The organism is Streptomyces sp. NPDC059850 (assembly GCF_042731515.1).
Classification (GTDB): domain Bacteria; phylum Actinomycetota; class Actinomycetes; order Streptomycetales; family Streptomycetaceae; genus Streptomyces.
This window is the reverse complement of record NZ_JBHWJI010000088.1, coordinates 1-25,675: the sequence shown is the minus strand read 5'-3', so window position 1 is coordinate 25,675 and position 25,675 is coordinate 1. Positions and strand designations below refer to the sequence as shown.

Sequence of the window (25,675 nt, the reverse complement as noted above, 5' to 3'; positions counted from 1 at the left end):
CACTTTATGTCTTTTTATTTTTTCCTTTTTTTGTGTGTGTTTTTTTTTTTTTTTTTATTATTGGGGGTTTGGGTTGCGGGGGGGGGGGGCGGGTGTCGCCCGCCCCCCCCCGCCCCCCGGCGCATGAATGGCCGCGATGAGTCATCGACGCAATGAATCGCCGTACGGGGCAGAAAACGCGTAACGGATCCACGCGGAGCGCGCAACGATCGCGGCTTGTCGGCCGATCTCGGCGCAACGTACCGTTTTCTGTGTACGGTCACGTCTCCCCAGAGGTCTCCATGCCGCCGCTGCGCACCGCCCTGCTCCAGAGCTCCGGTCACCCCGGCGACCCCACCCGTAACCTCAAGGCCCTCGACGCCGCCGCCGAGCGCGCCGCGGCGGACGGGGCCGGGCTGCTGGTCACGTCCGAGATGTTCCTCACGGGCTACGCCATCGGCGACGGCGTCCACCGAATGGCCGAGCCCGCCGACGGGCCGAGCGGCCGGGCCGTGGCCGAGATCGCCGCCGAGCACGGCATCGCCGTCCTCTGCGGCTACCCCGAGCGCGCCGGGCAGGCCGTCCACAACTCCGCCCGCCTGGTCGGCCCCGACGGCGCCGCGCTCGCCAACTACCGCAAGACCCACCTCTTCGGCTGCTTCGAGAACGACTGGTTCACCCCCGGTGACACCCCCGTCGTCCAGGCCACGCTCGGCGGGCTGACCATCGGCATCATGATCTGCTACGACGTGGAGTTCCCGGAGAACGTCCGGGCCCACGCCCTGGCCGGGACCGATCTGCTGCTCGTGCCGACCGCGCAGATGCATCCCTTCCAGTTCGTCGCCGAATCCCTCGTCCCCGTACGGGCCTTCGAGAGCCAGATGTACATCGCGTACGTCAACCGCAGCGGCCCCGAGGGCGAGTTCGACTTCATCGGGCTGAGCTGCCTGGCCGGTCCCGACGGCACCATGCGCGCCCGGGCGGGCCGCTCCGAGGAACTGGTCCTCGGCGACGCCGACCCCAGGCTGCTGGCCACCTCGCGCCGGATCAACCCCTACCTGCGCGACCGCCGCCCCGGGCTGTACGGGTCCCTCGGCTGACCCCGCCCCCCTCACCTTCACCCTCACCCTCGCTCGATCCGCAAGGAGTCCGTACCCGATGACGTCCACGGTGCCCACCGCCGTCCACGACGAGCACGAGTCCGAGCACACCGACACCCTTCCGCCGGTCACCATGTTCGGCCCGGACTTCCCGTACGCCTACGACGACTTCCTCGCCCATCCGGCGGGCCTCGGCCAGATACCGGCGACCGAGCACGGCAGCGAGGTCGCGGTCATCGGCGGCGGGCTGTCCGGCATCGTGACCGCGTACGAGCTGATGAAGATGGGCCTGAAGCCCGTCGTGTACGAGGCCGACCGGATCGGCGGGCGGCTGCGCACCGTCGGCTTCGAGGGTTGCGACGGGGAACTGACCGCCGAGATGGGCGCGATGCGGTTCCCGCCGTCCTCCACCGCGCTCCAGCACTACATCGACCTGGTCGGCCTCGTCACCGAGCCGTTCCCCAACCCGCTGGCCCCGGACACCCCGTCCACGGTCGTCGACCTCAAGGGCGAGTCCCACTACGCCCGCACCATCGACGACCTGCCGCAGGTGTACCGCGAGGTCGCGGACGCCTGGAACGCCTGCCTGGAGGAGGGCGCGGACTTCTCCGACATGAACCGCGCCATCCGCGAGCGCGACGTCCCGCGCATCCGCGAGATCTGGGCGAAGCTCGTGGAGAAGCTCGACAACCAGACGTTCTACGGCTTCCTCTGTAACTCCTCGGCCTTCACGTCCTTCCGCCACCGCGAGATCTTCGGCCAGGTCGGCTTCGGTACGGGCGGCTGGGACACCGACTTCCCCAACTCCATCCTGGAGATCCTGCGCGTCGTCTACACCGAGGCCGACGACCACCACCGCGGCATCGTCGGCGGCAGCCAGCAGCTTCCGCTGCGGCTGTGGGAGCGCGAGCCCGAGAAGATCGTCCACTGGGCGCAGGGCACCTCGCTGTCCTCCCTCCACGACGGCGCGCCGCGCCCGGCCGTGACCCGGCTGCACCGCGCCGCGGGGCACAGGATCGTGGTGACGGACGCGGACGGTGACATCCGCTCGTACCGGTCGGTCGTCTTCACCGCGCAGTCCTGGATGCTGCTCTCCAAGATCGACTGCGATGACTCGCTCTTCCCGATCGACCACTGGACGGCGATCGAGCGCACCCACTACATGGAGTCCAGCAAGCTCTTCGTCCCCGTCGACCGGCCGTTCTGGCTCGACAAGGACGAGCAGACCGGCCGGGACACGATGAGCATGACGCTCACCGACCGGATGACCCGCGGTACGTACCTCCTGGACAACGGCCCGGACCAGCCCGCCGTGATCTGCCTCTCGTACACCTGGTGCGACGACAGCCTCAAGTGGCTGCCGCTGTCCGCGAACGAGCGGATGGAGGTCATGCTGAAGTCGCTGTCGGAGATCTATCCGAAGGTGGACATCCGCAAGCACATCATCGGCAGCCCGGTCACGGTGTCGTGGGAGAACGAGCCGTACTTCATGGGCGCGTTCAAGGCCAACCTGCCCGGCCACTACCGCTACCAGCGACGGCTGTTCACCCACTTCATGCAGGACCGGCTGCCGGAAGGGCAGCGCGGCATCTTCCTCGCGGGGGACGACATCTCCTGGACCGCGGGCTGGGCCGAGGGCGCCGTACAGACCGCGCTCAACGCGGTGTGGGGCGTGATGCACCGCTTCGGCGGCGCCACCGATGCGCACAACCCGGGTCCTGGCGACGTGTACGACGAGATCGCGCCCGTCGAACTCCCGGAGGACTGAGCCCCCTTAGCCGGTGGCTGGCAGGGGAGTGAGCAGGCAGCGCCCGACCAGACCCACGGTCTTGTCGATCCGCTCCGTGAACTCCTCCACCAGCTCCGGCAGCGCCCGCAGGCCCCACAGGGCGCGGAACGACGCCCACGCGGCGTCCCGCGCCTTGTCCAGGCTCCACGAGCCGATCAGATGGGTGAGCGGATCGGCCGCCTCCAGCGGATCCGGGCCGGGCATCAGCTCCTCCCGGATCCGCTGCTCCATCTCGGTCAGCATGGCCCCGACCTGGTCGAAGTCGTCCTCCAGGGCGGCCGGTTCGGTGTTCCGGGCCCGGCAGGTGTCCACCAGCGCGAGCGCCAGGTCATGGCCGATATGGGCGTTGATCCCGGCCATGGCGAACTGCACCGGGCGGACGCCGGGGTGGCCGCGCAGCTCGAACAGCGGCCGCCAGCAGGCCGGGGGCCGCCGCCCGGCCGCCCCCGCGTCGACCGCTGCCAGATAGCGGCAGGCGAACCGTACGTCCAACTCCTCGGTGGCGGCCGGGTCCTGGAAGCCGCCGGTGCCGAGGCGGCGGCCGACCTCCTCGGTGACCCGCAGATACACCCGGTTGAAGACCGCCACCCCGTCCTCGGGCGGCAGCGCCGCGCCGAGCGCGCTCATGCGCGCCACGACGCTCCGCACGGTGCGCGGCGGGGTGAGCCGCTGGGCGGGCATCGGCATCGGCATCGTCATGGGGAGCAGCGTGACAGCGCGCGCCGCTTGTCGGCAGTCGGTGTGCCGTCACATCCCCCGTACGGCGGAGCGTTTCGTGACGCGTTTACAGCGCCACCGCTTTACAGCGCCCCCGCGTCGCGCGCCGTCCACATCGACGGGTACAGCGGACGCCAGCCCAGCTCCTCGCGCAGCCGCAGATTGGAGGTGCACCCCCACCAGGTGTCGCCGTCCGTCCGCTCGGTCATGCCCTCGGGGAGCGGCACCCCGAGGATCTGATGCAACTCGACGATGGTCGCCGGGGCATCGTCCACGATGTTGTACTTCCGCCCCGACACCGAGCCGCCCGCCGTACCGCCGGGGGCGCGCAGCAGCCGCAGCAGCGCCTGCGTCACATCCGCGTGATGGACCATGGCCAGCCGCTGGTTCCCGGGCCAGGTCCCGGTCAGCCGGAGCGCTTCGGCCAGATGCGGGTCGCCGTCCCCGTACACGAAGGCCAGACTGCCGATCCGCAGGTCGAGGCCGTGATCCCGGTGCAGCGCCAGCAGTTCCCGCTCGGCCTCCGCCTTCGAGGCGGGGTAGGCGCCCCACAGCGCGCCGCCGGGCACGCTCTCGTCGTCCTCCACCAGCGGCCGCCCTCGCGAGGCGCCGTACGTCGTGTTCGTGCTGACCTGGACGAACCGGCTCGTGCCCGCCTCGACCGCGGCCCGTCCCAGGGCCACCGCGGCGTCCCGGTTGACCGCCCACGCCTCCTCGTCCGGCACCCCGCGGAACGCCGCCGCGATGTTGACGACGGCGTGCGCCCCGTCCATCGCCTTCCGCAGATCCTTCTCCTCGCGCAGATCGCCGACCGCCACCTGCGCGCCGAGCGCCGCGAACGGCGCGCCCCGCTCCTCGTCGCGGACCAGCACCCGCACCTCGTTCCCGGACCGGGCCTCCGCCAGCAGCCGCTTCGCGAACCGCTGTCCCACCCGGCCCGTCACACCCGTCACCAGAATCAACGGCATCGCGAACAACCGCCCTTCGTCTCGATTGGTTGGGCTCACGGGCTCACCCTGCGCCCGCTGACCAGGACACCGGGAGAGACCTCCGTATCCAGGGATCGGCAGACCCTGGATACGGGCGGGCCGTGGCGCGACGATGGTGGGCGTGCACCGAACGGAACTCGCGGACTTCCTGCGCCGCCGCCGCGCTCGCCTCGGCCCCGCCGACGTGGGGCTCACGCCCGGCCCTCGGCGGCGTACGCCCGGACTGCGCCGGGAGGAGGTCGCCCAGCTCACCGGCATGTCCACGGACTACTACACCCGGCTGGAACAGGCCCGCGGCCCGCGCCCGTCCCGCCAGATGCTGACCGCGCTGGCCCGTGCGCTACGGCTCACCGACGACGAGCGCGACCACCTCTTCCACCTGGTCGGGGAGGAACCGCCGCGCGACACGACCACGTCCGGGCATGTGCGCCCGGGGCTGCTGCGGGTCCTGGACCGGCTGTACGACACCCCGGCGCAGGTGATCACCGACTGGGGCGATGTGCTCGCGCAGAACGCGATGGCGGCCGCCCTGGTCGGCGACATCACCGCCCGCCCGCCGGGCGACCGCAACATCCTCCGCAGCTTCTTCCTCCGGCGCCCCGGCACCGCGATCTTCCCGTCCGTCGACTTGGGCGAGCACGCCCGCACCCACGTGGCCGCCCTCCGCGCGGTGGTCGCCGCCCGCCCCGACGACCCGGGCCCGGCGGCCCTGGTCGCCGAACTGCGCGCGGGGAGCGCGGAGTTCGCGGCGCTGTGGGAGAACCACGAGGTCGCGGTGCGCCGCTCGACCGTCAAGCGGTTCGTGCACCCGGTGGTGGGGGCGCTGGAGCTGGAGTGCGAGGTGCTGCTGAGCACGGAACACGCCCAGCGCCTGATCGTCCACACGGCGGCCCCGGGCAGCGAGTCGGCCGAGCGCCTGGAGCTGCTACGAGTGGTAGGCCTCCAGGACCTGACCCCCAGCCCCTGACCCCGCGGGGCCTTCATCCCCCACCCCGCCCCTTCCCGAAACCGGGGACACCCCGGGCCCCGCTGGGCGTGGCGTCGGCGACAGGGCCTGCGGTGCGCGGCCGCCACCGCAGGCGCTGCTCGCGCCGGGCGTGGTGTCGGGGCGCGGGCGGGCGCCGCCCCGCGTGCGTCGGGGCCGGGGTGCCCCCGGTTGGGGGACAGGGCCTGCGGTGCGCGGCCGCCGTCGTACGCGCTGCCGACGTGGTGGCGGACTCCGCCCGCGCCGGGCCCGGGCAGCGCGCGTGCCGGGGTCCGGGGTGTCCCCGGTTTCGGGGAGGGGCGGGCTTGGGGAATGTCCCACGGTGCGCCGCCCGACGCCGCCCGACGCCGCGCAGCCGGGGCCGGGCGTGGGGTCGGGGCGCCGCGTGGGTTGGGGGCCGGGGTGGGGGAGCGGGGCCGCTGCGCGTTGGCCGGGGCGCGAGCCATGATCGGGGTGCTGGTGACTTCTGGCGCGTATGGGAACCTCTGTACGGCCGGTCGTGGTGTTCGGCCACTACTCGTTCGGCTCTGTGATGTGCAGGGCGTCACGGAGATGGAGCAAGACCATGGCGAGATTTGGCTGGATGCTGCACGGCGACGGCAAGCACCTGCGGCCGGGGGAGGTGGTGAAGCCCGGGGAGCGCCTGACCTGGAGCCGGACGATCGGGCTCGGCGCCCAGCATGTGGTGTCGATGATCGGCGCGTGTTTCGTGGCCCCGGTGCTCATGGGCCTGGACCCCGGCCTGGCCCTGATGGCGTCCGGTGTGGCGACGGTCCTCTTCCTGCTGATGACGCGCGGGCGGGTGCCCAGCTACCTGGGTTCCTCGCTGTCGTTCGTCGGTGTGGCCGCGGTGATCGCCGGGCAAGGGGGCGACATCGGGACCCTGACGGGCGCGATGCTCGTGGTGGGTCTCTGCATGGTCGGCTGCGGTGTTGTCATCCAGATCCTCGGCGCCCGGATCATCCACGCCGTGCTCCCGCCCACGGTGACCGGTGCGGTCGTCATGCTGATCGGCTTCAACCTGGCGCCGGTGACGGCCAGCACGTACTGGCCCCAGGACCAGTGGGCGGCCCTCGCCACGATGTTCTTCACCGGTCTCGCCCTCGTCGTACTGCGAGGCTTCTGGTCGCGCATCGCGATCTTCCTGGGCCTGGTCTTCGGCTACGTACTGTCCTGGGTCCTCGACCGGACCGCGGGGCAGATCCACTCGGCCGATGGCTCCGGCAAGGTCACGGACCACTGGCGCATCGACTTCTCGGGCGTCGTGAAGGCCGACTGGATCGGCCTTCCCACTTTTCACGCCCCGAGTTTCTCGCTCTCCGCGATCCTGGTCGCCCTGCCGGTGATCGTCGCGCTGGTCGCCGAGAACGCCGGACACGTCAAGGCCGTGGGGGAGATGACCGGTGACTCCCTGGACGACAAGATGGGCACGGCGATCATCGCCGACGGTACGGCCACGGTGCTCTCCACCGCGGTCGGCGGCCCGGCCACCACGACGTACGCCGAGAACATCGGCGTGATGGCGGCGACCCGGGTCTACTCCACCGCCGCCTACTACGCCGCCGCCGGGTTCGCCCTGCTCTTCGGGCTGTGCCCCAAGTTCGGGGCTGTCGTGGCCGCCATCCCCGGAGGTGTGCTGGGCGGCATCACCGTCATCCTGTACGGCATGATCGGCCTGCTTGGCGCGCAGATCTGGATCAGGAACAAGGTGGACTTCACCACGCCGCTGAATCTCATCCCCGCCGCCGCGGGCATCATCGTCGCCATCGGCGGGGTCTCGTTGAAGTTCACCGACCACTTCGAGGTGAACGGCATCGCTCTCGGCACTCTCATCGTGCTCACGGGATACCACGGTCTGCGCTGGCTGTCCCGGGCGTCGGGCCAGCGGCAGGGGCCGCTTCTGGACGGTGGAACCGGCGCCTACGGGGACGACAGGGCGACGTCCGGCTGAGCCCGGGGACCCAGCGCCGCGTCCCCCGGGAGCGTGGGTTCCCGGGGGACGCGACGTATCCACGGACTACCGGATGAGGGCCGTGGACTACCAGGTGAGCGCGGTCGACTGCTTGCTGGTGGCCGTGCAGTAGGAGGTGAAGCTGCCCGCGGGGTCGTTCACGGTGAACTTCAGCGACCAGTTGGTCGCGCTGGGCTTCCCCGTCAGGACGACCGAGTCGGTGGTGTCACCGGTGGCCAGGGACCCGGAAGCCAGCGGGAGCGGACCGAAGGCGAGCGGGTCGCCCGCGTTCGCGGCCTTGTGCACGGTGCCGGAGAACTGAACCTGACTCGTCGCACCACCGGACGTCTTGTTCAGCTTCAGCGTCGCGGTCACGGTGTTCGCGCCGAGCGGGAACTGCGTGCGGATGTCGGTGGAGTCGATCCGTACCGTCTTACCGCCGGAGTCGGCCGCGGTGAGCGTGACGGTTCCGCTGCCCGCGGTGGCGCAGTCGTACGAGGCCGTCGCCGTCCCCGGAGCCACGGCGACAGCCGAACCGGCCAGCGCCAGGGACGCCGCGAACGCGCCCGAGGCGGCGATCGCGGTGAGGGTGAACCGTCGCGTCGAGAAGCCGTTCATGAGGGTGCTCCTTCTTGGCAGGTGCCGTATTCCTGACAGAACTGGGATGCGTGCGAGTGCCGGGCCCGGCGTCACCACCGCAGTACAACCCGTGATCCTCTGCTGGCGATTGGCGATCTCTTGGCTGCCGCCGGTGAACGTCGCCGAACATAGGCCGGGTATGGCACACCTGGGCAGGGTGGACTCGACTCTTCCGCCCCAGGGAGCGCCCATGGACCCGACAGGAGCAGCCTTGTCCGAACCACAGACCTCGGCCCCCGCGGAGTGGCGCGTCGTGCTCAACGACGAGGGGCAGTACTCGATCTGGTGGACCGATCGTGAACTGCCCGGCGGCTGGCGTGCCGAGGGAACCAGCGGCTCGCGGGAGCGGTGTCTGACCCGGGTGGAGGAGGTGTGGACCGATCCGCGCCCGGCGGGGCTGCGCCGTCGTACGGCGGAGGGGGCGAGCGCGGTGGGTGGGTGCGTAGCGGAGGCCGTCGGACGGCAGGCGCGCCGGGTGCCGGGGGCGGCGGCGGTGCGGGGTGACGGGTTCGCGCTGTCCTTCGGAAGGCTCGAAGCGGAGTCGAACCGCTGGGCCCGCTATCTGCGGTCGCTGGGCGTGGGGCGCGGCACGCTGGTGGGGGTGCTGCTCGGGCGGGGTGCCGAGCTGCACGCGGTGACGCTGGGCGTGTGGAAGGCGGGGGCCGGGTGTCTGCCGCTGGACCCGGAGTTCCCGGCGGCCCGGCTGCGCGCGCTGCTCGCCGCTACGGGGGCGCGGGTCCTGGTCAGCGAAGTGGCGTACGGGCCGGACGGGGCCTGGGGGCAGGTCCGGTACGTGGACGATCCCGAGGTCCGCGGCGCGCTGGCCCGGCACTCGGACGAGCCGCTGGCCGGGGCGCCGGATCCGGAGGACGTGGCGTATGTGACGGAGGTGCCCGCGGCGGCCGGGCGCCCGCTCGCCGTGGCGGTCACTCACCGCGGTCTGGCGCACCATGTGACGGCGGCGGCAGAGGAGTTGACCGGCGCGGGTGACGGCGGCACGGCGGTGTTCGCGTCGGTCGCCTCCGAACTCGCGGCGACGGGCCTGTGGGCGCCGCTGTGCGCCGGGCAGCGGGTGCTGCTCGCACCGCAGGCCCTGGACCTGGCGGAGCTGGGGGAGTGGCTGGCGGCAGCCGCCGCGTTCGCCTTCCTGATTCTGGCGCCCAGTCATATAGAGCTGCTGGCACGGCAGTTGGGCGATGTGGGGAGCGCGGCGCTGGCCGGGGTGTTCGTGGTCGCGGGCGGGGAGCCGGGGCCCGCGGCGGCCCGGCTCGCCGGGCTGCTCGGCCCCGGGCGGCTGCGTACCGCGTACGGGACGGCCGAGACCTCGTACGGCACCCTCCTGAACCCCGCGCGTCCCGGCGCGGACACCCGGCTGCGGGTGCTCGACGGCGCCTGCCTGCCGGTCCCGGACGGCGCGGTGGGCGAGCTGTACGTGGCCGGTCCGGGCGTCGCCCGGGGCTATGTGGGCCGGGCCGCGCTGACGGCGCGGCGGTTCGTCCCCGACCCTTACGGCCCGGCGGGGACGCGGATGCACCGCACCGGGCAGCCGGCGCGCCGGACGGCGGCGGGGGAGGTGCGGCTGCTCGGCCGTACCGACCGGCAGCTGTGGGTGCGCGGCCACCGGGCCGACCCGGCGGAGACCGAGGAGGCGCTGTACGACCACCCGAGCGTCGGCGAGGCCGTCGTGATCGGCGTACACGCCGCGCCGGGCGATGTGCGCCTGGCCGCCTACGTGGTGCCGCGCCCCGGCGCGCAGGGCCTGGACGCGGCGGCACTGGCGGCCCATTGCGGGCGGCGGCTGCCCGGGCACCTGGTCCCCGCGAGCGTCACCCTCCTCGACGAGGTGCCGCGCGACGCCGACGGGCGGGTGGAGCGCGCGGCGCTGCCCGGGCCGTACGGGCGGGACGGGCAGAGCGGGCAGGGCGGGCGCGGCGGGCCGGACGGCTCCGGCGGGCGGGCTTCGCCGCGGCCGCGCGCGTTTCTCGGCGGGTGCGGCCTCGCGGAGCTGCTGGCGGCCCACCGGGTGCCGGGCGCCTGCGTCGCCGTACTGGAGGACGGCGCCCTGGTGGCGGTCGAGGCCGCGGGCAGCGACGGTGCGGGCAGGCCGATCACCCCGCGCACCGCCTTCCCGGTGGGGAAGCTGAGCCTGCACGTGGCGGCCCTGGGCGCGCTGCGCCTGGTGGACGAGGGGCTGCTGGCGCCGGACGCCGAGGTCGGTCGCGCCGGGGACACGCCGGTCACCCTGGCGGACCTGCTGGGCGGCCGCCGCGCCGACGCGGGTGCCGCACCGCTGCCCGCGCTGCTGGAGGACGCCACGGGCGAGGCGTTCGGCCCGTTGATGCGGCGCCTGGTGCTCGGGCCGCTCGGCCTGGACGACAGCTGTTTCGGTGGGCCCCCGCCCCGTACGAAGGGCAGGACCGGCGCCCCGGCGGCCCGCGTGGGCCACGACGCCGCCGGCCGTCCGCTCGACGGCGCCCGCCGGGCCATGGATGATCCCGCGAAGCTGTGGACCACTGCCGCCGACCTGGCCGAGGTGGCGTTGGAGGTCCGGCGTTCCGTGCTCGGCGCCCCGCTCGCTCTGCTCGGCCGGGACACCGCGGCCCGTATGCGCGATGCCCTCGGATCCGGCACGGAGTTCGGGTACGAGGCGGCCTCGCCCGGCCATTACGCAGCGTCGGTGCTCTCCCCGCGCACGGGACGCGGCCTCGTCGTCCTGGCCAACGGCCGGGCGGGGGACCGCGTGCGCGAAGAGGTCGCGGTTCGCCTGGTTCGTGTACGCCAATTAGCGGAGGGTCACCGGACGGTTGGTGACGGAACGTGGCGAAACCCGCTGGATTCGCAGGAAGGGAACGAAACGATCGGTACGTAGCGTGAGTTGCCACAGAACCGTGTTGTCAAGAACAGGTTTCCTTCACAGAATGACACCGCAGTGTCTTCGCGGGGGGCGGGGCGTGCTTCAGTCCTGGAAGGAGGCGGTGTGGCGCCCCAGTTGTCGTTCCAGGTGCTGGGTCCGCTCAAGGTGAGTGTGGACGGTCGGCCACTGCTGCTGCGCAGCGCACGGCAGCGCACGGTGCTGGCCGTACTGCTGCTCACTCCGGGACGCGTCGTTTCCGTGGACGCGCTCGCGGACGCCGTCTGGCACAGCGATCCGCCCGCGACCGTCCGCAACCAGATCGCCATCTGCGTCTCCGCGCTGCGCAAGACGTTCCGCGACGAGGCGGGCGTGGACGGCCTCATCGAGACGCAGCTGCCCGGCTATGTGCTGCACCGGGAGGGCCATTACGTCGACGTGGCCGACCTGTACGAATCGTCCGCCGCCGCCCGCGCCGCCGCCGAGGCCGGGGACACGAACGAGGCCGCGGCCCGCTTCGAGGACGCCCTCGCGCTGTGGTCGGGGCCGGTGCTCGACGGCATGGACGGCAGCGCGCTGAGCGGCGCGGTCGGCCGGATCTCCGAGCTGAGGACCAACCTCACCGAGGAGTACGCCGCCGTCCAGCTCCAGCAGGGCCGCTACCGGTCGGTGGTGGAGTGCCTGGGCCCGGTCGTCGCCGAACACCCGCTGCGCGAGTACGCCCGCGCCATCCTCATGCGGGCGTACCACCTGTCGGGCCGCCGGTCCGAGGCGCTGGACTGCTACCGCGAAGGGCGCCGCGTCCTGGTCGCGGAGCTGGGCGTGGAGCCGGGCGCCGAACTGCGGGAACTGCACCGCACGGTGCTGGAAGGCGACGGGCGGGCCCCGGCGCGGACCACGCCCGCACCGGACACCGCCGCTCCCGACGCCACTGGTTCCGGCGCCGCTCCCGATGCCGCTCCCGGCCCCGCCGCTGTCGTCGTGCCGCGCCAGCTGCCCCGGTCGCCCGAACCGTTCGTCGGCCGGGAGAGCGAACTGGAGCTGCTGCGGCGGCTCGTGCCCGCGCCCCCCGGGTACGCGGGCGGTACGACGGCCCGCATCGCGGCGGTCAGCGGCACCGCCGGGGTCGGCAAGAGCGCGCTCGCCCTGTACTGGGCCGACCGCGTCGCGGGGCGCTTCCCCGATGGCCAGCTCTACCTGGATCTCCAGGACCCGCACGGACCCGACGGCACCGGCACCCCCGAGGCGGCCCTGGAGCGGGCGCTGCGCGCGCTCGGCGTGCCCGGCGCCTCGATCCCCGCGGGCCTGGAGGACCGGGTCGCGCTCTACCGCGGCACCCTCGACGGCAGACGGCTGCTCGTCGTCCTCGACGACGCCCGCTCCGTGGACCAGATCCGGCCGCTGATGCCCGGCCGGGGTCCCGCCCGGGTCCTGGTCACCAGCCGGGACCCGCTGGACGGACTCGCCGGGTCGTTCGCCGTGGCCCGCGTGGAACTGGGCGCCATGAGCCCGGACGAGTCCCTGGACCTGCTCGCCGCCACGATCGGCGAGCACCGGGTGACGGCCGAACCGGCCGCGGCGCGGCGCCTGGTGGAACTGTGTGACCGGCTTCCGCTGGCCCTGCGGGTCGTCGCCACCCGGCTGCTGTCCGACCACCGGTGGACGCTGCGCCAGATGGCGGCGCGGATGGAGGACCGCCGCGAGCGCGTGAGCGTGCTCAGCCCGGGCGAGAGCGGGGCGCGCTCGAGCGTCTGGCTCGGCTACCGGGCCCTGTCGGTGGAGGCCGCGCGGCTCTACCGGCAGCTGAGCATGCTGGACGTGCCCGACTTCCCGGGCTGGATCGGCGTCCCCGTCCTCGGTATCACCCCGGGCGCGTCCGAGGAACTGCTCCACCGCCTCGTCGACGCCCAGCTCCTGGAGGTCCGTCCCGCGCCCGGCGGCAGCACCCGCTTCCGCTTCCAGAACCTGATGCGCCAATTCGCCCGGGAGCGGTGCCTGGCCGAGGACAGCGCGCGGGAGCGCGAGCGGACCCTGGAGCGGGTCCTGACCGCCGTGCTCACGCTGGTGCACGCCGCCCAGGAGCAGCTGTACGGCAAGAGCGAGGCCCCGTACGACGGCCCGGGACTCCCCAAGCCGGTCCCGGGCGAGACGGTGAGCGAACTCGTCGCCGACCCCATCGAGTGGTTCGAGGGCGAGCGGGAGGTGCTCGGCGCCCTGGTGGCGCAGGCGGTGCGCGACGGGCAGGCGGACCGCGCCTGGCTCCTCGCGGTGGGGACGGTTCCGTTCTACGAGACCCGCAACTACCTGGAGGACTGGCGGCGCACCGCCGAGTGCGCCCTGGAAGGCGCCCGGCGCGCGGGCGACACGCGCGGGGCGGGCACCATGCTCCGCTCCCTGGGGACGCTCGCCATCTACCAGCGCCGCTACGAGGAGGCGCGGGAGCGGCTGCTCACCGCCCTGACCCATCTGGAGCGGAGCGACGACACCCAGGGCCGGGCCATCGTGCGCCGCAACCTCGCGGTGTGCGCCCGCTTCTTCGGCGACCTCGCCGAGGCGGCCCGCTACTGCGAGGAGTCGCTGGTGCTGTTCCGGCGGTCCGTGGACAACTCGGGCCTCTCTCACGCGCTCGGGCTGCTCGCTCAGATCGAGATCGAGCAGGGCAATCCCGAGCGCGGCGTGGAGCTGAGCAACGAGGCGATCGAGGTCAGTTACGAGGCGGGGTCGCTGCGCAGCCGCACCCAGAACCTCTACCGGCTCGCCGAGGCGCTGATCGGCGCGGGCCGGTCGGCGCAGGCGGAGCGGATCTGCCACGACGTGGTGGGCCTCACCCGCGGCCAGGGCGACCGGCTCGGTGAGGCCCACGGCCTGTGCGCCCTCGGCGAGGCGCGGTGGCGGCAGAACGAGCCGCACAAGGCCCGCGCCAGCCTGCTGCGGGCGCTGCGCCTCGCCGAAGAGGTGGGCGACCGGTTCCTCCAGGCCCGGATCGTCACCCACCTCGCCTGCGCCGATGCGATCCGCGGCGGCACCGGCGCGGGTGAGCCCCTGGACTGGGCCCAGGAGGAGTTCCGTACGCTCAACGCGCCGATGTGGGAGCGGCGTGCCGGGCGGCTGCGTGAGGTGCTGGAGTCGCACGACACGGTCCGCCCCATCGACGGATCAATCCTGGCCTGTCTGCTTGCCGACCGCTGAGCCGACCGCTGAGCCGCGCGTCACGTCCAGGGCAGATCGTCCTCACCGCTACCGGCACTTCCCTGCGCTCTGATCCCGGTCCACGGCAGATCGCCCGTGCTCTGCCCGGCGCCCACGGCGAGAAACAGAGGAAGAAAGAGGAGCGCGGTGCCGGCGAGCGCGCTCGCGACCATACGGGGCTTACGCATGATGAAATCTCCTCATGGTTTATCGAAATGCTACGGAAGTGTTCTGGTGACCTTCTGCAAGCATCCTACGAGTGCGCGCTTTTGACGTGGTTTCGCGGCTATTTCGCGTACTCGAAATCGACTCGAAAGCGCGCGAAAAGCGCCCGTGTATAGGCTTCTGGACGGTAATTCACAGGAGATTTCGCGGGATGGAGATTGCGCTGTGCTGAACTCTGCTGGTGTGGCCTTCCGGCCCGCCGAAGGAGCCGCCGAGCCGGCTGACCCGGGCGCGGACGCGCCGGGGACGCTTGAATTCCGGCTGCTGGGTCCGGTCTCCGTGTCCCGGGCGGGCGCGGCGGTCCCGCTGTCCGGGACGAAAATCCACACCGTGCTCGCGGTGCTGCTGCTCGCACGCGGCACTCTGGTCGCCGACAGCCGGCTGAGCGCCGCGCTGTGGGGAGACGAGCCGCCGCTCACGTCGAACGCGCAGATCTATACCTATGTCTCCCGGCTCAGAAAAATGCTCGGGAACCGGGTGCGAATCTTCCGGAAAGGGCCGGGATATGTTCTCGACGCCCGCGAGGCAGAGGTCGACCTTCTCTCTTTCGACCGGCTCGACCGGCTCGGCCGCCAGGCCCTTGAGGAGAACCGTTATGAGGAAGCGGGCAGACTGCTCGGGGACGCGCTCGACTGCTGGAGCGGCCATGCCCTGGAGAACGTGACCGAGCACCTGCTGCGGTGCGAGCGGCCGCGCCTGGAGTACCTGCGGGCGCAGGCGCTGGAGCGCCGCATCGAGGCGGACCTGTCGCTCGGACGGCACCGCTCCCTGGTGCCCGAACTCCTCTCCCTGGTGGCCCGCTTCCCCATGGACGAGAACCTGCGCGCCCACCTCATCACCGCACTGCACCGCTCCGACCGGCAGGCCGAGGCCGTCCAGATCTACGGCGAAGGCCGCCGCATCCTCGACGAACAGCTCGGCGTCGTGCCCGGGCAGCAACTCAGCGAGGCCTATCTGCGGATGCTGCGCGGCGGGAGCGCCGACCCGCCGCGACGGCCGATCCGGCTGCTGCCCGCCCGGGCCGCCGCGTTCACCGGGCGCGCCGCCGAGGCGGCCCGGCTCAGGTCGCTGCTGCTGCGCCGCCCCTCGGGCCCCGGCACCCGGCCCAGGACGGCGCTGGTCACGGGGATGCCCGGCAGCGGGAAGACGGCCCTGGCGGCCGAAGTGGCCCACGGCTGCGCCGAGGCGTTCCCGGACGGTGTGGTGCACGGCGACCTCCAGGACGCCGACGGGGCCGCCCGCCCGCCCGCGGCCGTCCTCGCGGAGATCCTCGCCGCACTCGGCGAGACCGGGGACCCCGCGCAGACCGCACGGCACGGCCTCAGAGAGCTGGTGCGCCGCTACCGGGCCCGGATCGCGGGCTCCCGGCTGCTCGTCGTACTCGACGACGCCTCAAGTGACGTACAGCTGACCGGGCTGCTGCCCGTCAACCCGGACAGCGCGCTGCTCGTCACCAGCCGGGCGCGGCCGGCGACCGTGCCCGCCGCCCACACCATGAGCCTCGGACCCCTGGACGACGAGGACGCCGTGGCGCTGCTCGCCGAGACCGCCGGAGCCGACCGTATCCGCGCCGAACCCGCCGCGGTCCGGGACCTGGTGCGCTACTGCGCCGGGCTGCCGCTCGCGCTGCGGATCGCGGGCGCCCGGCTCGCCGCCCGCCCGAACCGGAGCGTGGCCCGGTTCGCCGCCCAGCTCGCCGACCCGGGCACCCGGCTCGCCGCCCTGAGCTACGGCAACCTCGACCTGACCCGCACCCTCGGCCGCGCCCTGACCCGGCTGAGCCCGGCCACCGCGACCACCCTGCCCTGGCTCGCCTCGGTGGGCCCGGGCCCCTTCACCGCCCATCTCGCGGGCGAGGTGACCGGCCTGGCCGAGGCCGACGCGGAACGCGCACTGGAAGAACTCGTCGACGCGAGCCTGCTCTTCGCGGAGCCCGACGGCGCCCTCGGCGAGGACCGCTACCGCTTCCACCCGCTGGTCCTGCTGTACGCGGACACGACTCCCCGCAGGGAGCTGCCCCGGTGAGCCCGTGCCACAGCACCTGTTACGAGACGTAAGGAAGGTGACTGCCATGAGTGAGGCAGCCCCGCCGGTCACCCGGCACGACGCGGTACAGGCCCTCTACTCGGCCATCGAGGAAGCGGCCGGCCTGCTGGAGGTGGCGTACGCACCCGACGACGTACTGCGGATTCTGCACCTGTACGGAGGTGATCTCCCCCAGGCCGTGGTCGCGTTCCGGGTGGCGACCGGCACCCGCCGCGCGGCGGAGCTGGACTGCCGGTTCACCGTGCCGCAGGACATCGACCCGTACCAACTCGCCGTGGACAACGGGCTGTTGGAGAAGACCGATCACCCCGTGGCCCGGCTGCTCGCGGAGCTGCGCGACACCTGCCCCGTCGACGGCTACGGCATCGACTTCGGTGTCGTCGGAGGGTTCAAGAAGATCTGGGTGGTGCTGCCCCGCACGGCCCTCCAGAGTGTCACGAAGCTCGCCGGTCTCCCGTCGATGCCGCGCGGCCTGGGGAAGAGCCTCGGCTTCATCGCCCGGCACGGCCTGGGCGACACCGTGGGCCTGCTCGGCATCGACTACCGCCACCGCACCGTCAACATCTACTTCGGCGAGCCGCCCGCCGGGGGCATCGCCCCCGAGTCCGTACGAGCCATGCTCCGCGAGGTCGACCAGGCCGAACCCAGCGAGCAGATGCTCCGGCTCGGCCGCCAGGCCTTCGGCGTCTACGTAACCCTCGACTGGGACTCCCCGGCCATCGCGCGGATCTGCCTCGCCGTGGCGACGACGGACCCGGCCTCCCTGCCCGTCGCACTCGACGAGCGGATCGGGCTGTTCGTGCGGCATGTGCGACGCGCCGACCCGGACACCAAGTTCGTCTACGCCGTCGCCTCCCAGCCCGGCGGTGAGTACTACAAGCTCCAGTCCTACTACCGGTGGGGTTCCGGCGTGCCGGAGATCATGCAGCTCCCCGCTTTCGGAAGGAAAAAATCTTGAGCACCGTAGAAGTTCCGGTACTGATCGTGGGCGGTGGCGGCTCCGGCCTGGCCGCCTCCGTCTTCCTCTCCGGCCATGGCGTCGACCACCTGCTGGTGGAGCGCCGCGAGGGCACCTCGCGCCTGCCGAAGGCGCACTACCTCAACCAGCGCACGATGGAGATCTTCCGCCAGTACGGCCTCGCGGACGACGTGGCCGGACCGGCCGCCGCGCCCGAGCAGTTCGGCAAGGTCCGCTGGCAGACCACGCTCACCGGCCAGGGCCCGCTGGACGGGCGGGTCATCCATGAGATGGACGGCTTCGGCGGCGGCGCGCTGCGCGAGAGATACGAGACGGCCGGCCCCGTGCTCCCGGCCAAGCTGCCGCAGCTGCGCCTCGAACCGGTGCTGCGCCGCCACGCGGAGGAACGCAACCCCGGACGCGTCCGGTTCGGCCACGAGCTGATGTCGCTGACCGAGGACGGGACCGGCGAGAGCGTCACCGCCGAGATCCGCTCCACTGAGACCGGCGAGACCGTGACGGTCATCGCGCGGTACGTGATCGCGGCGGACGCGGGCCGCACGGTGGGCCCCGCCCTCGGCGTACGCATGGAGGGTCTGCCCGCCCTGTTCGACGCCACCACGGCGTACTTCTCCGCGGATCTGTCGCAGTGGTGGACCGAGGGCTCGGTCATCACCTGGTTCCTCAACCCCTACCGCCCCGATCTGTCCAGCGCCCTCATCGAGATGGGCCCGACCTGGGGCAAGCACTGCGAGGAGTGGGGCCTGCACCTGCCGCTCGCCGGAATCGACCGCACCGACGAGGAGGCGGTCGCCGGCCGCATCCGCGAGGTGCTGGGCCTGCCCGGCCTGGAGCTGACCCTGCACGAGGTGACCACCTGGAGTGTGGAGGCGGTGCTCGCCGAGCGCTACCGCCACGGCCGGGCGTTCCTCGTCGGCGACGCCGCCCACCGCCAGCCGCCCGCCGTCGGCCTCGGCCTCAACAGCGGCATCCAGGACGCGCACAACCTCGCCTGGAAGCTCGCCGCGGTGCTCTCGGGCCGCGCCGGTGACGGTCTGCTCGACACCTACGAGGCCGAGCGCCGTCCCGTCGGCCAGTACAACCTGGGCTGGGCGATGTCCGCCGCCGCGCACCATCAGGTGGTCATCGACGCCGCAGTCGGCCTCGGCCCGCATGTGCCGCCGGAGCGCCGCACACCGGTGTTCTTCTCCTACTTCTCGCCCACCCCGGTCGGTGCCGCGCAGCGTGCCCGGGCGGCGGAGATCTTCGCCACCCACCGCGGCGAGTGCCAGGCCCTCGATGTGGAGACCGGTTTCGCCTACGAGCAGGGCGCGGTCGTCCCGGACGGCAGCCGCCCACCGGTCCGCTCACCGCTGGGCGACGAGTACCGGCCCACGACCCGCCCGGGGCATCTGCTGCCGCACGCCTGGGTCGAGCGGGACGGACAGCGTGTGTCTACCCACGACCTGGTCGGCTCCGGCACCGGCTTCGTGCTGATCACCGGGGCGGACGGGGCGGCGTGGACCGAGGCCGCCGAACGGGCCGCCGAGAAGCTGTCCGTCCCCGTGACCGCCGTCCGGATCGGCGACGGCGGTGCGGGCACGGAGTACACCGACCCCGACGGCGTCTGGCAGCGGCTGTGCGAGACGGACGGGGCCGGCGCCGTCCTCGTCCGGCCCGACCAGCACGTGGCCTGGCGCGCCACGGGCGCCGAGACGGACCCGGCGGAAGCCCTGACCGACGCGCTCGCCCTCGTCCTGGCGCACACCACGCGCCCCAACTCCCTTACGGACATGGAAGAAACAGCATGATCAACAGAAGGTCCTTTCTCACCGGCGCAGGTGGTGCCGCGCTGGCCACGACGGCGCTGACCGGCGCCGCGCAGGCCACGGCCGGTGGCTCCGGCACCCGGTGGAGCCGCCTCGCCGACCGGCTCCAGGGGCGCCTCGTGCTCCCGTCGGACGCGGACTACCAGCGGGCCAAGCAGCTCTACCAGGTCCAGTTCGACGCCACCAGCCCCAGAGCGGTCGCCTACTGCGCCTCCGCCGCCGACGTCGCCGCCTGCATCCGCTTCGCCCAGGCCTGCGGCTTACCCGTCGCCGCGCGCAGCGGCGGCCACAGCGCGGGCGGCTACTCCACCACCCCGGGCCTGGTCATCGACGTATCGGGGATCAACTCCGTGGTGCTCGGCGACGGTTCGGTGCGGATGGGGCCCGGCGCCCAGCTCGTCGACATCGCGAACACCCTCGCCCCGGCCGGACTCGGCATCTCCGGCGGATACTGCCCCACCGTCGCGGCGGGCGGGTTCTTCCAGGGCGGCGGCATGGGCCTGTTCACCCGCAGCGTCGGCATCGCCTCCGACAAGGTGACCTCGGCGCGGGTGGTCCTCGCCGACGGGCGCACCGTCACCGCCTCGCCGGACCGCCACAGCGACCTGTACTGGGCCCTGCGCGGCGGTGGCGGCGGCAACTTCGGGATCGTCACGTCGTACGAGGTCACGCCCTCGCCGCTGACCGACGTGGCCGCCATCAACCTCGTATGGACCTTCGACCAGGCCCTGGACATGCTGGACGGCTGGACCCGGTGGCTGCCCGACGCCCCGTGGACGATCGGCAGCGGTGTCAACGTCACGCTCGCCGACGCGGGCCCCGGTACCGTCCCGACCGCCTCGGTGTTCCTCGGCTCGGTGGACACCGGGGCGGGCTTCGACAGCGAGATCGCCCGGCTGACGTCGCTGGTCGGCCGTCCCCCGGTGTACCAGCAGAAGTTCAACGCCCCGTACAAGTCGGTCCTGATGTCGCTGTACCAGTGCTCCGAGCTGACGGTGCAGCAGTGCCACCGCGCCGACACCTCCCCCGACGGGAAGATCCAGCGCCCGGCGTTCGGCGCCTGGCGCAGCCGACTGTTCGAGCGGACGATGCCGCGCGAGGGCTGGGCCAAGGCGCTGGAGACCTTCAACGCGAACCGGTTCGCGGGGCAGATGCGCCAGCTGCAGATCTCCGCCCTCGGCGGCCGGGCCAACACCGTCGCCCGCGACGCCACCGCCTACGTCCACCGCGACAGCCTCTTCTCGGTCAGCTACCTCACCTCGAACGCCGCCGGGCCGGTCCCGGACGAGGCCAAGACCGCCGCCCGGGAGTACGTCGACGACGGCTTCGCGGTGATCGACCCGTACTCCAACGGCGAGACCTACCAGAACTTCATCGACCCGCGCCTGCCGGACTGGCAGCGCTCCTACTACGCCGAGAACTACGCGCGGCTGGCCCAGGTCAAGGCGAAGTACGACCCGCACCGGTTCTTCCGCTTCGCGCAGGGCGTCAGCTGACCAGACAGGAGCATTCCATGAAGATCGCGGATCGAGCGCGCCCGGCCCCGCTGCCGCTGCCCGAGGGGGTTTCCCCGGACGAGGTACGCCAGGCCACGGCCCGGCTGATGGCGTACATCAGCGGCAGAACCGACGACGACGGTGCGATACGAGAGCGGTGCGAGAGCAGAGTGCTGGAGTCCGCGCTCGCCCTCTCGCTCATGACCCGCACCGGCGCCGATTCCCCGGCCCGGGACCGCCTCCTCGCCTATCTGCGCGGTCACCAGGAGTCCCCGGACACGCTCGACCGGGTGCTCGCCGCGCGCGCCATCGGCGCCGCGGCGGGCCGCGCCCCCGGCACCGACAGCGCCCTCGTCGACACCCTGGCGTCGGGCGTCCTGGGCGCCGCGCCGGGCTTCATCTCCACCCGCCGCCGCCTGATGGTGTACGCGGTGCTCTCGGTGCTCGGCTGCCCGCTGCCCGCCGACGCCGAACTCCCGGGCGGCGGACAGGTCCCCACCGACCCGCTGCACTCCTGGGCCGCCGTACAGCAGGCGTCCATCACGCTGATCCTGGCCGACGCCCTCGGCGTACGGAACCGGGCCACCGAGGCCGCCCTGGACACCCTGCTGGCCACCGACCCCGCCGCCACGGTGTGGGAGGGCTACGCGCTGATGCACCTGCTGGTGCTGCACGCGCTCGCCGGAACGCCCGGCCACGAGGAGACCGTGCGCCGGGGCCTCGCGACGCTGCTGCGCCATCAGCGCACCGACGGCGGCTTCCCGTTCGTCCTGGAGATGCACAACTGGTGCACCTCCACCGGCGGTCTCGCCCTGCACGCGGCGGGCGCCGACCCGGCCCTGCTGCGCCGGATGGCGGCGACGCTCGGCGCCCAGCGGGGCGGCGCCGCGCTGCACTCGCTCTCCCGTGGCGCGACGCTGACCGGCGGCTGGTCCATGTCACCGCTCGTCGCGCAGAACGACGTCGACGACACCTCCTGCGCCCTGGAGTTCCTCCAGGCGGTCGACCCGGTCGCACACGCCGGGACGGTACGCGGCGGGGTGGCCGCGCTGCTGGCCGTGCAGGGCGCGGACGGCGGCTTCCCGACCTACGTCGCGGGCGCGTCCTCCGAGCCGTGCATGACGGCCGCCGCGGTCTGCGCCCTCGGCCCGCACCCGGCCACCGCACCGCAGCGCGGGAAGGCCCTGGCCTTTCTCGCCGACAGCCAGCTCACCGACGGCGGTTTCGAGCCGGGCTGGAGCCGCAGCCGTCTGCACAGCCTGTTCCGGGTGCGGCTCGCCGCCTGCACCGCGGGCCCGGACGATCCGCGCTCCGCCGCCATGGCCGCGCGGATCGAGCGGACGGTGCGCGAGACGCAGAACGCCGACGGCGGCTGGGGCATGCGGCCCGGCGAACCCAGCGACGACATCAGCACCGCCTACGGCCTGATCACGCTCTGCCACGCCGGTGATCCACGGCCCGTCGGCACCGCCCTGACCTGGCTGCTCCAGCGGCAGAAGGCCGACGGCAGCTACGGCGGCCCGCCCGACATGGTCGGCCCGCGCCCCTTCGCCTATCACTTTCCGCTGCTCACCGACATCCCGGTGCTGCTCGCCCTCGGGCACGTCCGCGCGCGGGTCCTGGACCCGCGGGACGCGCTCCAGGCGGTGCGGTGACCCCCTCAACTCCCACGGAACACGGAGAGACACACATGCTGCGAAAAATGGCCGCGCTGCCCAGCGGAAGGGTGGGCAAGTGGGTCGTCATCGCGCTCTGGGCCGTCGTACTGGTCCCGGCGCTGATGCTGGCCGGGAAGCTCGGTGACGCGGAGGAGAACGACAACTCGGCCTGGCTGCCCGGCAACGCGGAGTCCACCGCGGTCGTCGAACGCGCCCAGAAGCTGATGCCCGCCGACTCCGTGCCCGCGATCGTGGTCTACGACCGGGCCGGCGGCATCACCGGCGCCGACCTGGCCAAGGCGCGGGCGGACGCCCAGGCGTTCCAGGGCATCGACAACGTCAAGGGCCTGGCGCAGGGACCGGTGAAGTCCCAGGACGGCAAGGCCATCCAGACCCTCGTCCAGGTCCACAAGGACAAGTCCGGCTGGGAAGGGCTCGGCAAGGTCGTTGACGCGATGACCGACGTCGGCAAGAAGGACGCGGACGGCCTCGGCTTCCACGTCGCGGGGCCAGCCGGGTACGGCGCCGACTCGATCAAGGCGTTCGGCGGCGGTGGCGCGCTGACCACGATCACCGCGCTGGTCGTGGTCGCGATCCTGCTGATCACCTACCGCAGCCCGCTGCTGCCTCTGCTGCCGCTGATCACCGTCGGCGTGGCCCTGATGGCGGCGGAGGCGCTGATCTATCTGCTGGCCAGGGACGCCGGACTCGTCGTCAACAAACAGACCAGCTTCATCCTGGTCGTACTGATCTTCGGCGCCGCCACCGACTACGCGCTCCTGCTGATCTCCCGCTACCGGGAGGAGCTGGCGCGCCATGAGGACCGGCACGAGGCGATGGCGGAGGCCCTGTACCGCTCCGGCCCGGCGATCGTGGCCAGCGCCGCGACCGTCGCGATCAGCCTGATGCTGCTGACGCTCGCCGTCCTGAACTCCACCAAGGGCATGGGCCCGGCCTGCGCCATCGGCGTCCTGGTCGGCCTGCTCGCCATGGTGACGCTGATGCCCGCGCTGCTGGTCGCCTGCGGCCGGTGGATCTTCTGGCCGTCGAAGCCGGTCCACGGCGCCGAGACGGAGCGGAAGGAGACCGTCTGGAACCGGGTCGGCAACGCCATCTCGGGACGCCCCCGGCTGGTCTGGGCGGGCACGGTGCTGGTGCTCGCGGCGATGGCGCTCGGCACGCTCGGGCTCGACGCCTCGGGTCTGTCCAACAAGGACCAGTTCACCAATAAGCCGCAGATGGCGGTCGGTGAGGAGATCCGCGCCGCGCACTTCCCGGCCGGCTCCGGCGACCCCGTCTACGTCGTGGCCAAGGCGGGCGCGGCCGGTCAGGTCAAGTCGGCGCTGGCCGGAGTGTCCGGCATCAGCGCCGTCGCCGAACCGGTCGTCAAGGGCGGCGAGGCGGTGCTGCTCGCGCAGCTGAAGGACGAGCCCAGCAGCGAGGCGGCGATGCGCACCGTCGACCGGGCCCGGAGCGCGGTCCACCGGATCGAGGGCGCGGACGCGCAGGTCGGCGGCAGCACCGCGGTCATGGTCGATACGGAGAACGCGGCGGCCCGCGACTCCAAGGTGATCATCCCGATCGTGCTGCTCGTGGTCCTGCTCATCCTGGCGGTGCTGCTCCGCGCAGTGGTCGCGCCGCTGCTGCTGATGGCGACGGTGCTGCTGTCGTTCGGCGCGGCCCTCGGCGTGAGCAGCCTGGTGTTCGAGCACGTCTTCGGTCTCGCCGGAGCCGACGCGTCGTTCCCGCTGCTGGCGTTCGTGTTCCTGGTCGCGCTGGGCATCGACTACAACATCTTCCTGGTCACCCGGGTCCGCGAGGACACGCTGCGCCACGGCACCCGGCGCGCCGCGCTGACCGGACTGTCGTCCACCGGCGGCGTGATCACCTCGGCGGGTGTGGTGCTGGCCGGAACCTTCGCGGCGATGGCCTCGCTGCCGCTGGTCTTCGCGGTGGAGCTGGGCTTCGCGGTGGCGTTCGGCGTGCTCCTCGACACCATCGTGGTGCGCTCGGTGCTGGTCACCGCGCTCACCCTGGACGTGGGCCGCTGGATGTGGTGGCCCGGCAAGCTGTTCCGGCGCCACGACGACGCCGTGGCGCCGGCGGGCGAACCCGATCAGGTGCCCGCGTACAGCGGCAGGTGAATCAGAAGGATTACGGGGGACCCTATGAGTGCGGAAACGATGGACAGGGGAATCCGCCCCAGCACCACGGGCGCGCGACGCATAGCGGAACTCGAAAGCGAGGTCCGGGAGTTGAAGCGCGCCAACGAAACACTCAAGCAGTACGTCAGCCAGGCGCTCGACCTCGACACCACCACCCCCCGGCGCCGGGACGCGCCCGTCCCGGACGCGGCCGGTCCACCACGCCGCCCCGCGCCGGGCCCCGGGGTGGAGTTCCGGGTACTGGGCCCGGTCGAGGCGGCCGTCGGCGGCCGGTGGGTGGACCTCGGGGCGCCCAAGCAGCGTGCAGCGCTCGTGCTGCTGGTCAGCCAGGTGGGCCAGCCGGTCTCGGTCGACGCACTGGTCGAGGCGCTGTGGGAGGGCCGTCCGCCGCAGTCGGCGATCACCTCGCTGCACGCGTACATCGCCAATCTGCGGCGCGCCCTGGAACCGAACCGGGCGCCGCGCACTCCGGCGACGGTGCTGTGCACCCGGGGGCGGGGCTATCTGCTGAACAGCCGGGCCGTCGAGGTCGACGCCCACCGCTTCTGGGAGAACGCCAACGCCGGTTGGCAGGCGCTGGACCGGGGTGATCCGCAGCGGGCGCTGTACGCGTTCGAGGCGGGCCTGGCCCTGTGGCGCGGGGAGGCGTACGCGGAGGTGGCCGCGGCCCCGCAGGTCACACCCGAGGCCGTACGTCTGGAGGAACTGCGCCTGTCGGTGATCGAGGGCCGCTGCGCCACCCTGATCGCGGTGGGCAACCACGAGATGGCGGTGCCCGAACTGGTGGCCTTCACCCAGGCCCATCCGCTGCGCGAGTACGGCTGCGAACTGCTGAGCCTCGCGCTGTACCGGGCGGGGCGGCAGGCCGACGCGCTGTCGGTGCTGCGGGCCCACCAGAAGAGGATGGTGGAGGACCTGGGCATCTCGCCCAGCCCCGCGCTGCAGCACCTGGAACTGGAGATCCTGCGCCAGGCGCCGGAACTGGAACGCTCCTAGCACTCCCGGCGCGGCGGTTACCGAACGGAAACCCCCGCGCCCGTGGCTTATTAGGCGGGTCAGCGAGCGAGCCCCAGGGTGGTGGGGGAGGGGGTTGCCAGGAATCGGATGTC

17 protein-coding genes are annotated in these 25,675 nt (G+C 72.7%); 13 read left to right on the top strand and 4 right to left on the bottom strand.

Features of this window, described 5'->3' with window-relative positions; all coding sequences use genetic code 11:
- The first annotated feature begins 281 nt into the window (after window positions 1-281).
- Window positions 282-1,079 (top strand): carbon-nitrogen hydrolase family protein, encoded by a 798-nt coding sequence (locus ACFV9T_RS40280; RefSeq protein ID WP_385448178.1) that lies wholly within the window; start codon window positions 282-284, stop codon window positions 1,077-1,079.
- A 58-nt stretch (window positions 1,080-1,137) separates the two neighbouring features.
- Entirely contained in the window at window positions 1,138-2,847 is a 1,710-nt protein-coding gene (locus ACFV9T_RS40275) for a flavin monoamine oxidase family protein (protein ID WP_385448174.1), read from the top strand.
- 6 nt (window positions 2,848-2,853) lie between these two features.
- On the opposite strand, the gene ACFV9T_RS40270 is transcribed toward ACFV9T_RS40275, so the two are convergent.
- Together ACFV9T_RS40270 and ACFV9T_RS40265 are read right to left on the bottom strand one after the other, a co-directional pair.
- On the bottom strand, window positions 2,854-3,567 hold the full coding sequence (locus ACFV9T_RS40270; RefSeq protein WP_385448171.1) for a DUF5995 family protein: 714 nt from the start codon (window positions 3,565-3,567) through the stop codon (window positions 2,854-2,856).
- A gap of 101 nt (window positions 3,568-3,668) precedes the next feature.
- Window positions 3,669-4,553 carry an NAD-dependent epimerase/dehydratase family protein gene (locus tag ACFV9T_RS40265; protein ID WP_385448175.1) on the bottom strand — a complete coding sequence of 295 codons (885 nt, stop codon included), beginning with the start codon at window positions 4,551-4,553 and terminating at the stop codon, window positions 3,669-3,671.
- 142 nt (window positions 4,554-4,695) lie between these two features.
- On the opposite strand from ACFV9T_RS40265, the gene ACFV9T_RS40260 reads away from it, so the two are divergent.
- Both ACFV9T_RS40260 and ACFV9T_RS40255 read left to right on the top strand, forming a co-directional pair.
- On the top strand, window positions 4,696-5,541 hold the full coding sequence (locus ACFV9T_RS40260) for a helix-turn-helix transcriptional regulator (RefSeq protein ID WP_385448168.1): 846 nt from the start codon (window positions 4,696-4,698) through the stop codon (window positions 5,539-5,541).
- Between the two features lie 583 nt (window positions 5,542-6,124).
- On the top strand, window positions 6,125-7,510 hold the full coding sequence (locus ACFV9T_RS40255; RefSeq protein ID WP_385448166.1) for a uracil-xanthine permease family protein: 1,386 nt from the start codon (window positions 6,125-6,127) through the stop codon (window positions 7,508-7,510).
- 87 nt (window positions 7,511-7,597) lie between these two features.
- On the opposite strand, the gene ACFV9T_RS40250 is transcribed toward ACFV9T_RS40255, so the two are convergent.
- Window positions 7,598-8,128 carry a hypothetical protein gene (locus ACFV9T_RS40250; RefSeq protein ID WP_385448163.1) on the bottom strand — a complete coding sequence of 177 codons (531 nt, stop codon included), beginning with the start codon at window positions 8,126-8,128 and terminating at the stop codon, window positions 7,598-7,600.
- Between the two features lie 232 nt (window positions 8,129-8,360).
- Between ACFV9T_RS40250 and ACFV9T_RS40245 the strand changes: the two genes are divergently transcribed.
- The gene (locus ACFV9T_RS40245) at window positions 8,361-11,018 is read left to right on the top strand and encodes an AMP-binding protein (RefSeq protein ID WP_385448161.1); all 2,658 of its coding nucleotides are present in this window, start codon (window positions 8,361-8,363) and stop codon (window positions 11,016-11,018) included.
- Window positions 11,019-11,126: 108 nt separating this feature from the next.
- Window positions 11,127-14,189: a BTAD domain-containing putative transcriptional regulator gene (locus ACFV9T_RS40240; RefSeq protein WP_385448159.1), complete on the top strand. Its 3,063-nt coding sequence runs from the start codon at window positions 11,127-11,129 to the stop codon at window positions 14,187-14,189.
- Window positions 14,190-14,209: 20 nt separating this feature from the next.
- Here ACFV9T_RS40240 and ACFV9T_RS40235 read toward each other — a convergent pair whose 3' ends face one another.
- A complete protein-coding gene (locus ACFV9T_RS40235; RefSeq protein ID WP_385448158.1) occupies window positions 14,210-14,377 on the bottom strand; it encodes a hypothetical protein in 168 nt (55 codons plus the stop codon).
- Between the two features lie 202 nt (window positions 14,378-14,579).
- On the opposite strand from ACFV9T_RS40235, the gene ACFV9T_RS40230 reads away from it, so the two are divergent.
- From ACFV9T_RS40230 to ACFV9T_RS40200, 7 genes are read left to right on the top strand one after another with little or no spacing between them, the layout of a single operon-like run.
- Window positions 14,580-16,439 (top strand): BTAD domain-containing putative transcriptional regulator, encoded by a 1,860-nt coding sequence (locus tag ACFV9T_RS40230; protein ID WP_385448155.1) that lies wholly within the window; start codon window positions 14,580-14,582, stop codon window positions 16,437-16,439.
- Between the two features lie 46 nt (window positions 16,440-16,485).
- Window positions 16,486-17,418 (top strand): aromatic prenyltransferase, encoded by a 933-nt coding sequence (locus tag ACFV9T_RS40225; RefSeq protein ID WP_385448153.1) that lies wholly within the window; start codon window positions 16,486-16,488, stop codon window positions 17,416-17,418.
- Complete coding sequence (locus tag ACFV9T_RS40220) at window positions 17,415-19,229, top strand: FAD-dependent monooxygenase (protein ID WP_385448151.1); 1,815 nt, start codon at window positions 17,415-17,417, stop codon at window positions 19,227-19,229. Before ACFV9T_RS40225 ends, ACFV9T_RS40220 begins: the two co-directional genes overlap by 4 nt.
- Window positions 19,226-20,743, top strand: coding sequence for an FAD-binding oxidoreductase (locus ACFV9T_RS40215; protein WP_385448148.1), 1,518 nt, complete (start codon window positions 19,226-19,228; stop codon window positions 20,741-20,743). The genes ACFV9T_RS40220 and ACFV9T_RS40215 overlap by 4 nt, the downstream gene beginning before the upstream one ends.
- Window positions 20,744-20,760: 17 nt before the next feature.
- Window positions 20,761-22,398, top strand: coding sequence for a prenyltransferase/squalene oxidase repeat-containing protein (locus tag ACFV9T_RS40210; RefSeq protein WP_385448146.1), 1,638 nt, complete (start codon window positions 20,761-20,763; stop codon window positions 22,396-22,398).
- Window positions 22,399-22,433: 35 nt separating this feature from the next.
- Window positions 22,434-24,545 carry an MMPL family transporter gene (locus ACFV9T_RS40205; RefSeq protein ID WP_385448144.1) on the top strand — a complete coding sequence of 704 codons (2,112 nt, stop codon included), beginning with the start codon at window positions 22,434-22,436 and terminating at the stop codon, window positions 24,543-24,545.
- A 39-nt stretch (window positions 24,546-24,584) separates the two neighbouring features.
- Window positions 24,585-25,562 (top strand): BTAD domain-containing putative transcriptional regulator, encoded by a 978-nt coding sequence (locus ACFV9T_RS40200; RefSeq protein ID WP_385448142.1) that lies wholly within the window; start codon window positions 24,585-24,587, stop codon window positions 25,560-25,562.
- Window positions 25,563-25,675: the final 113 nt, after the last annotated feature.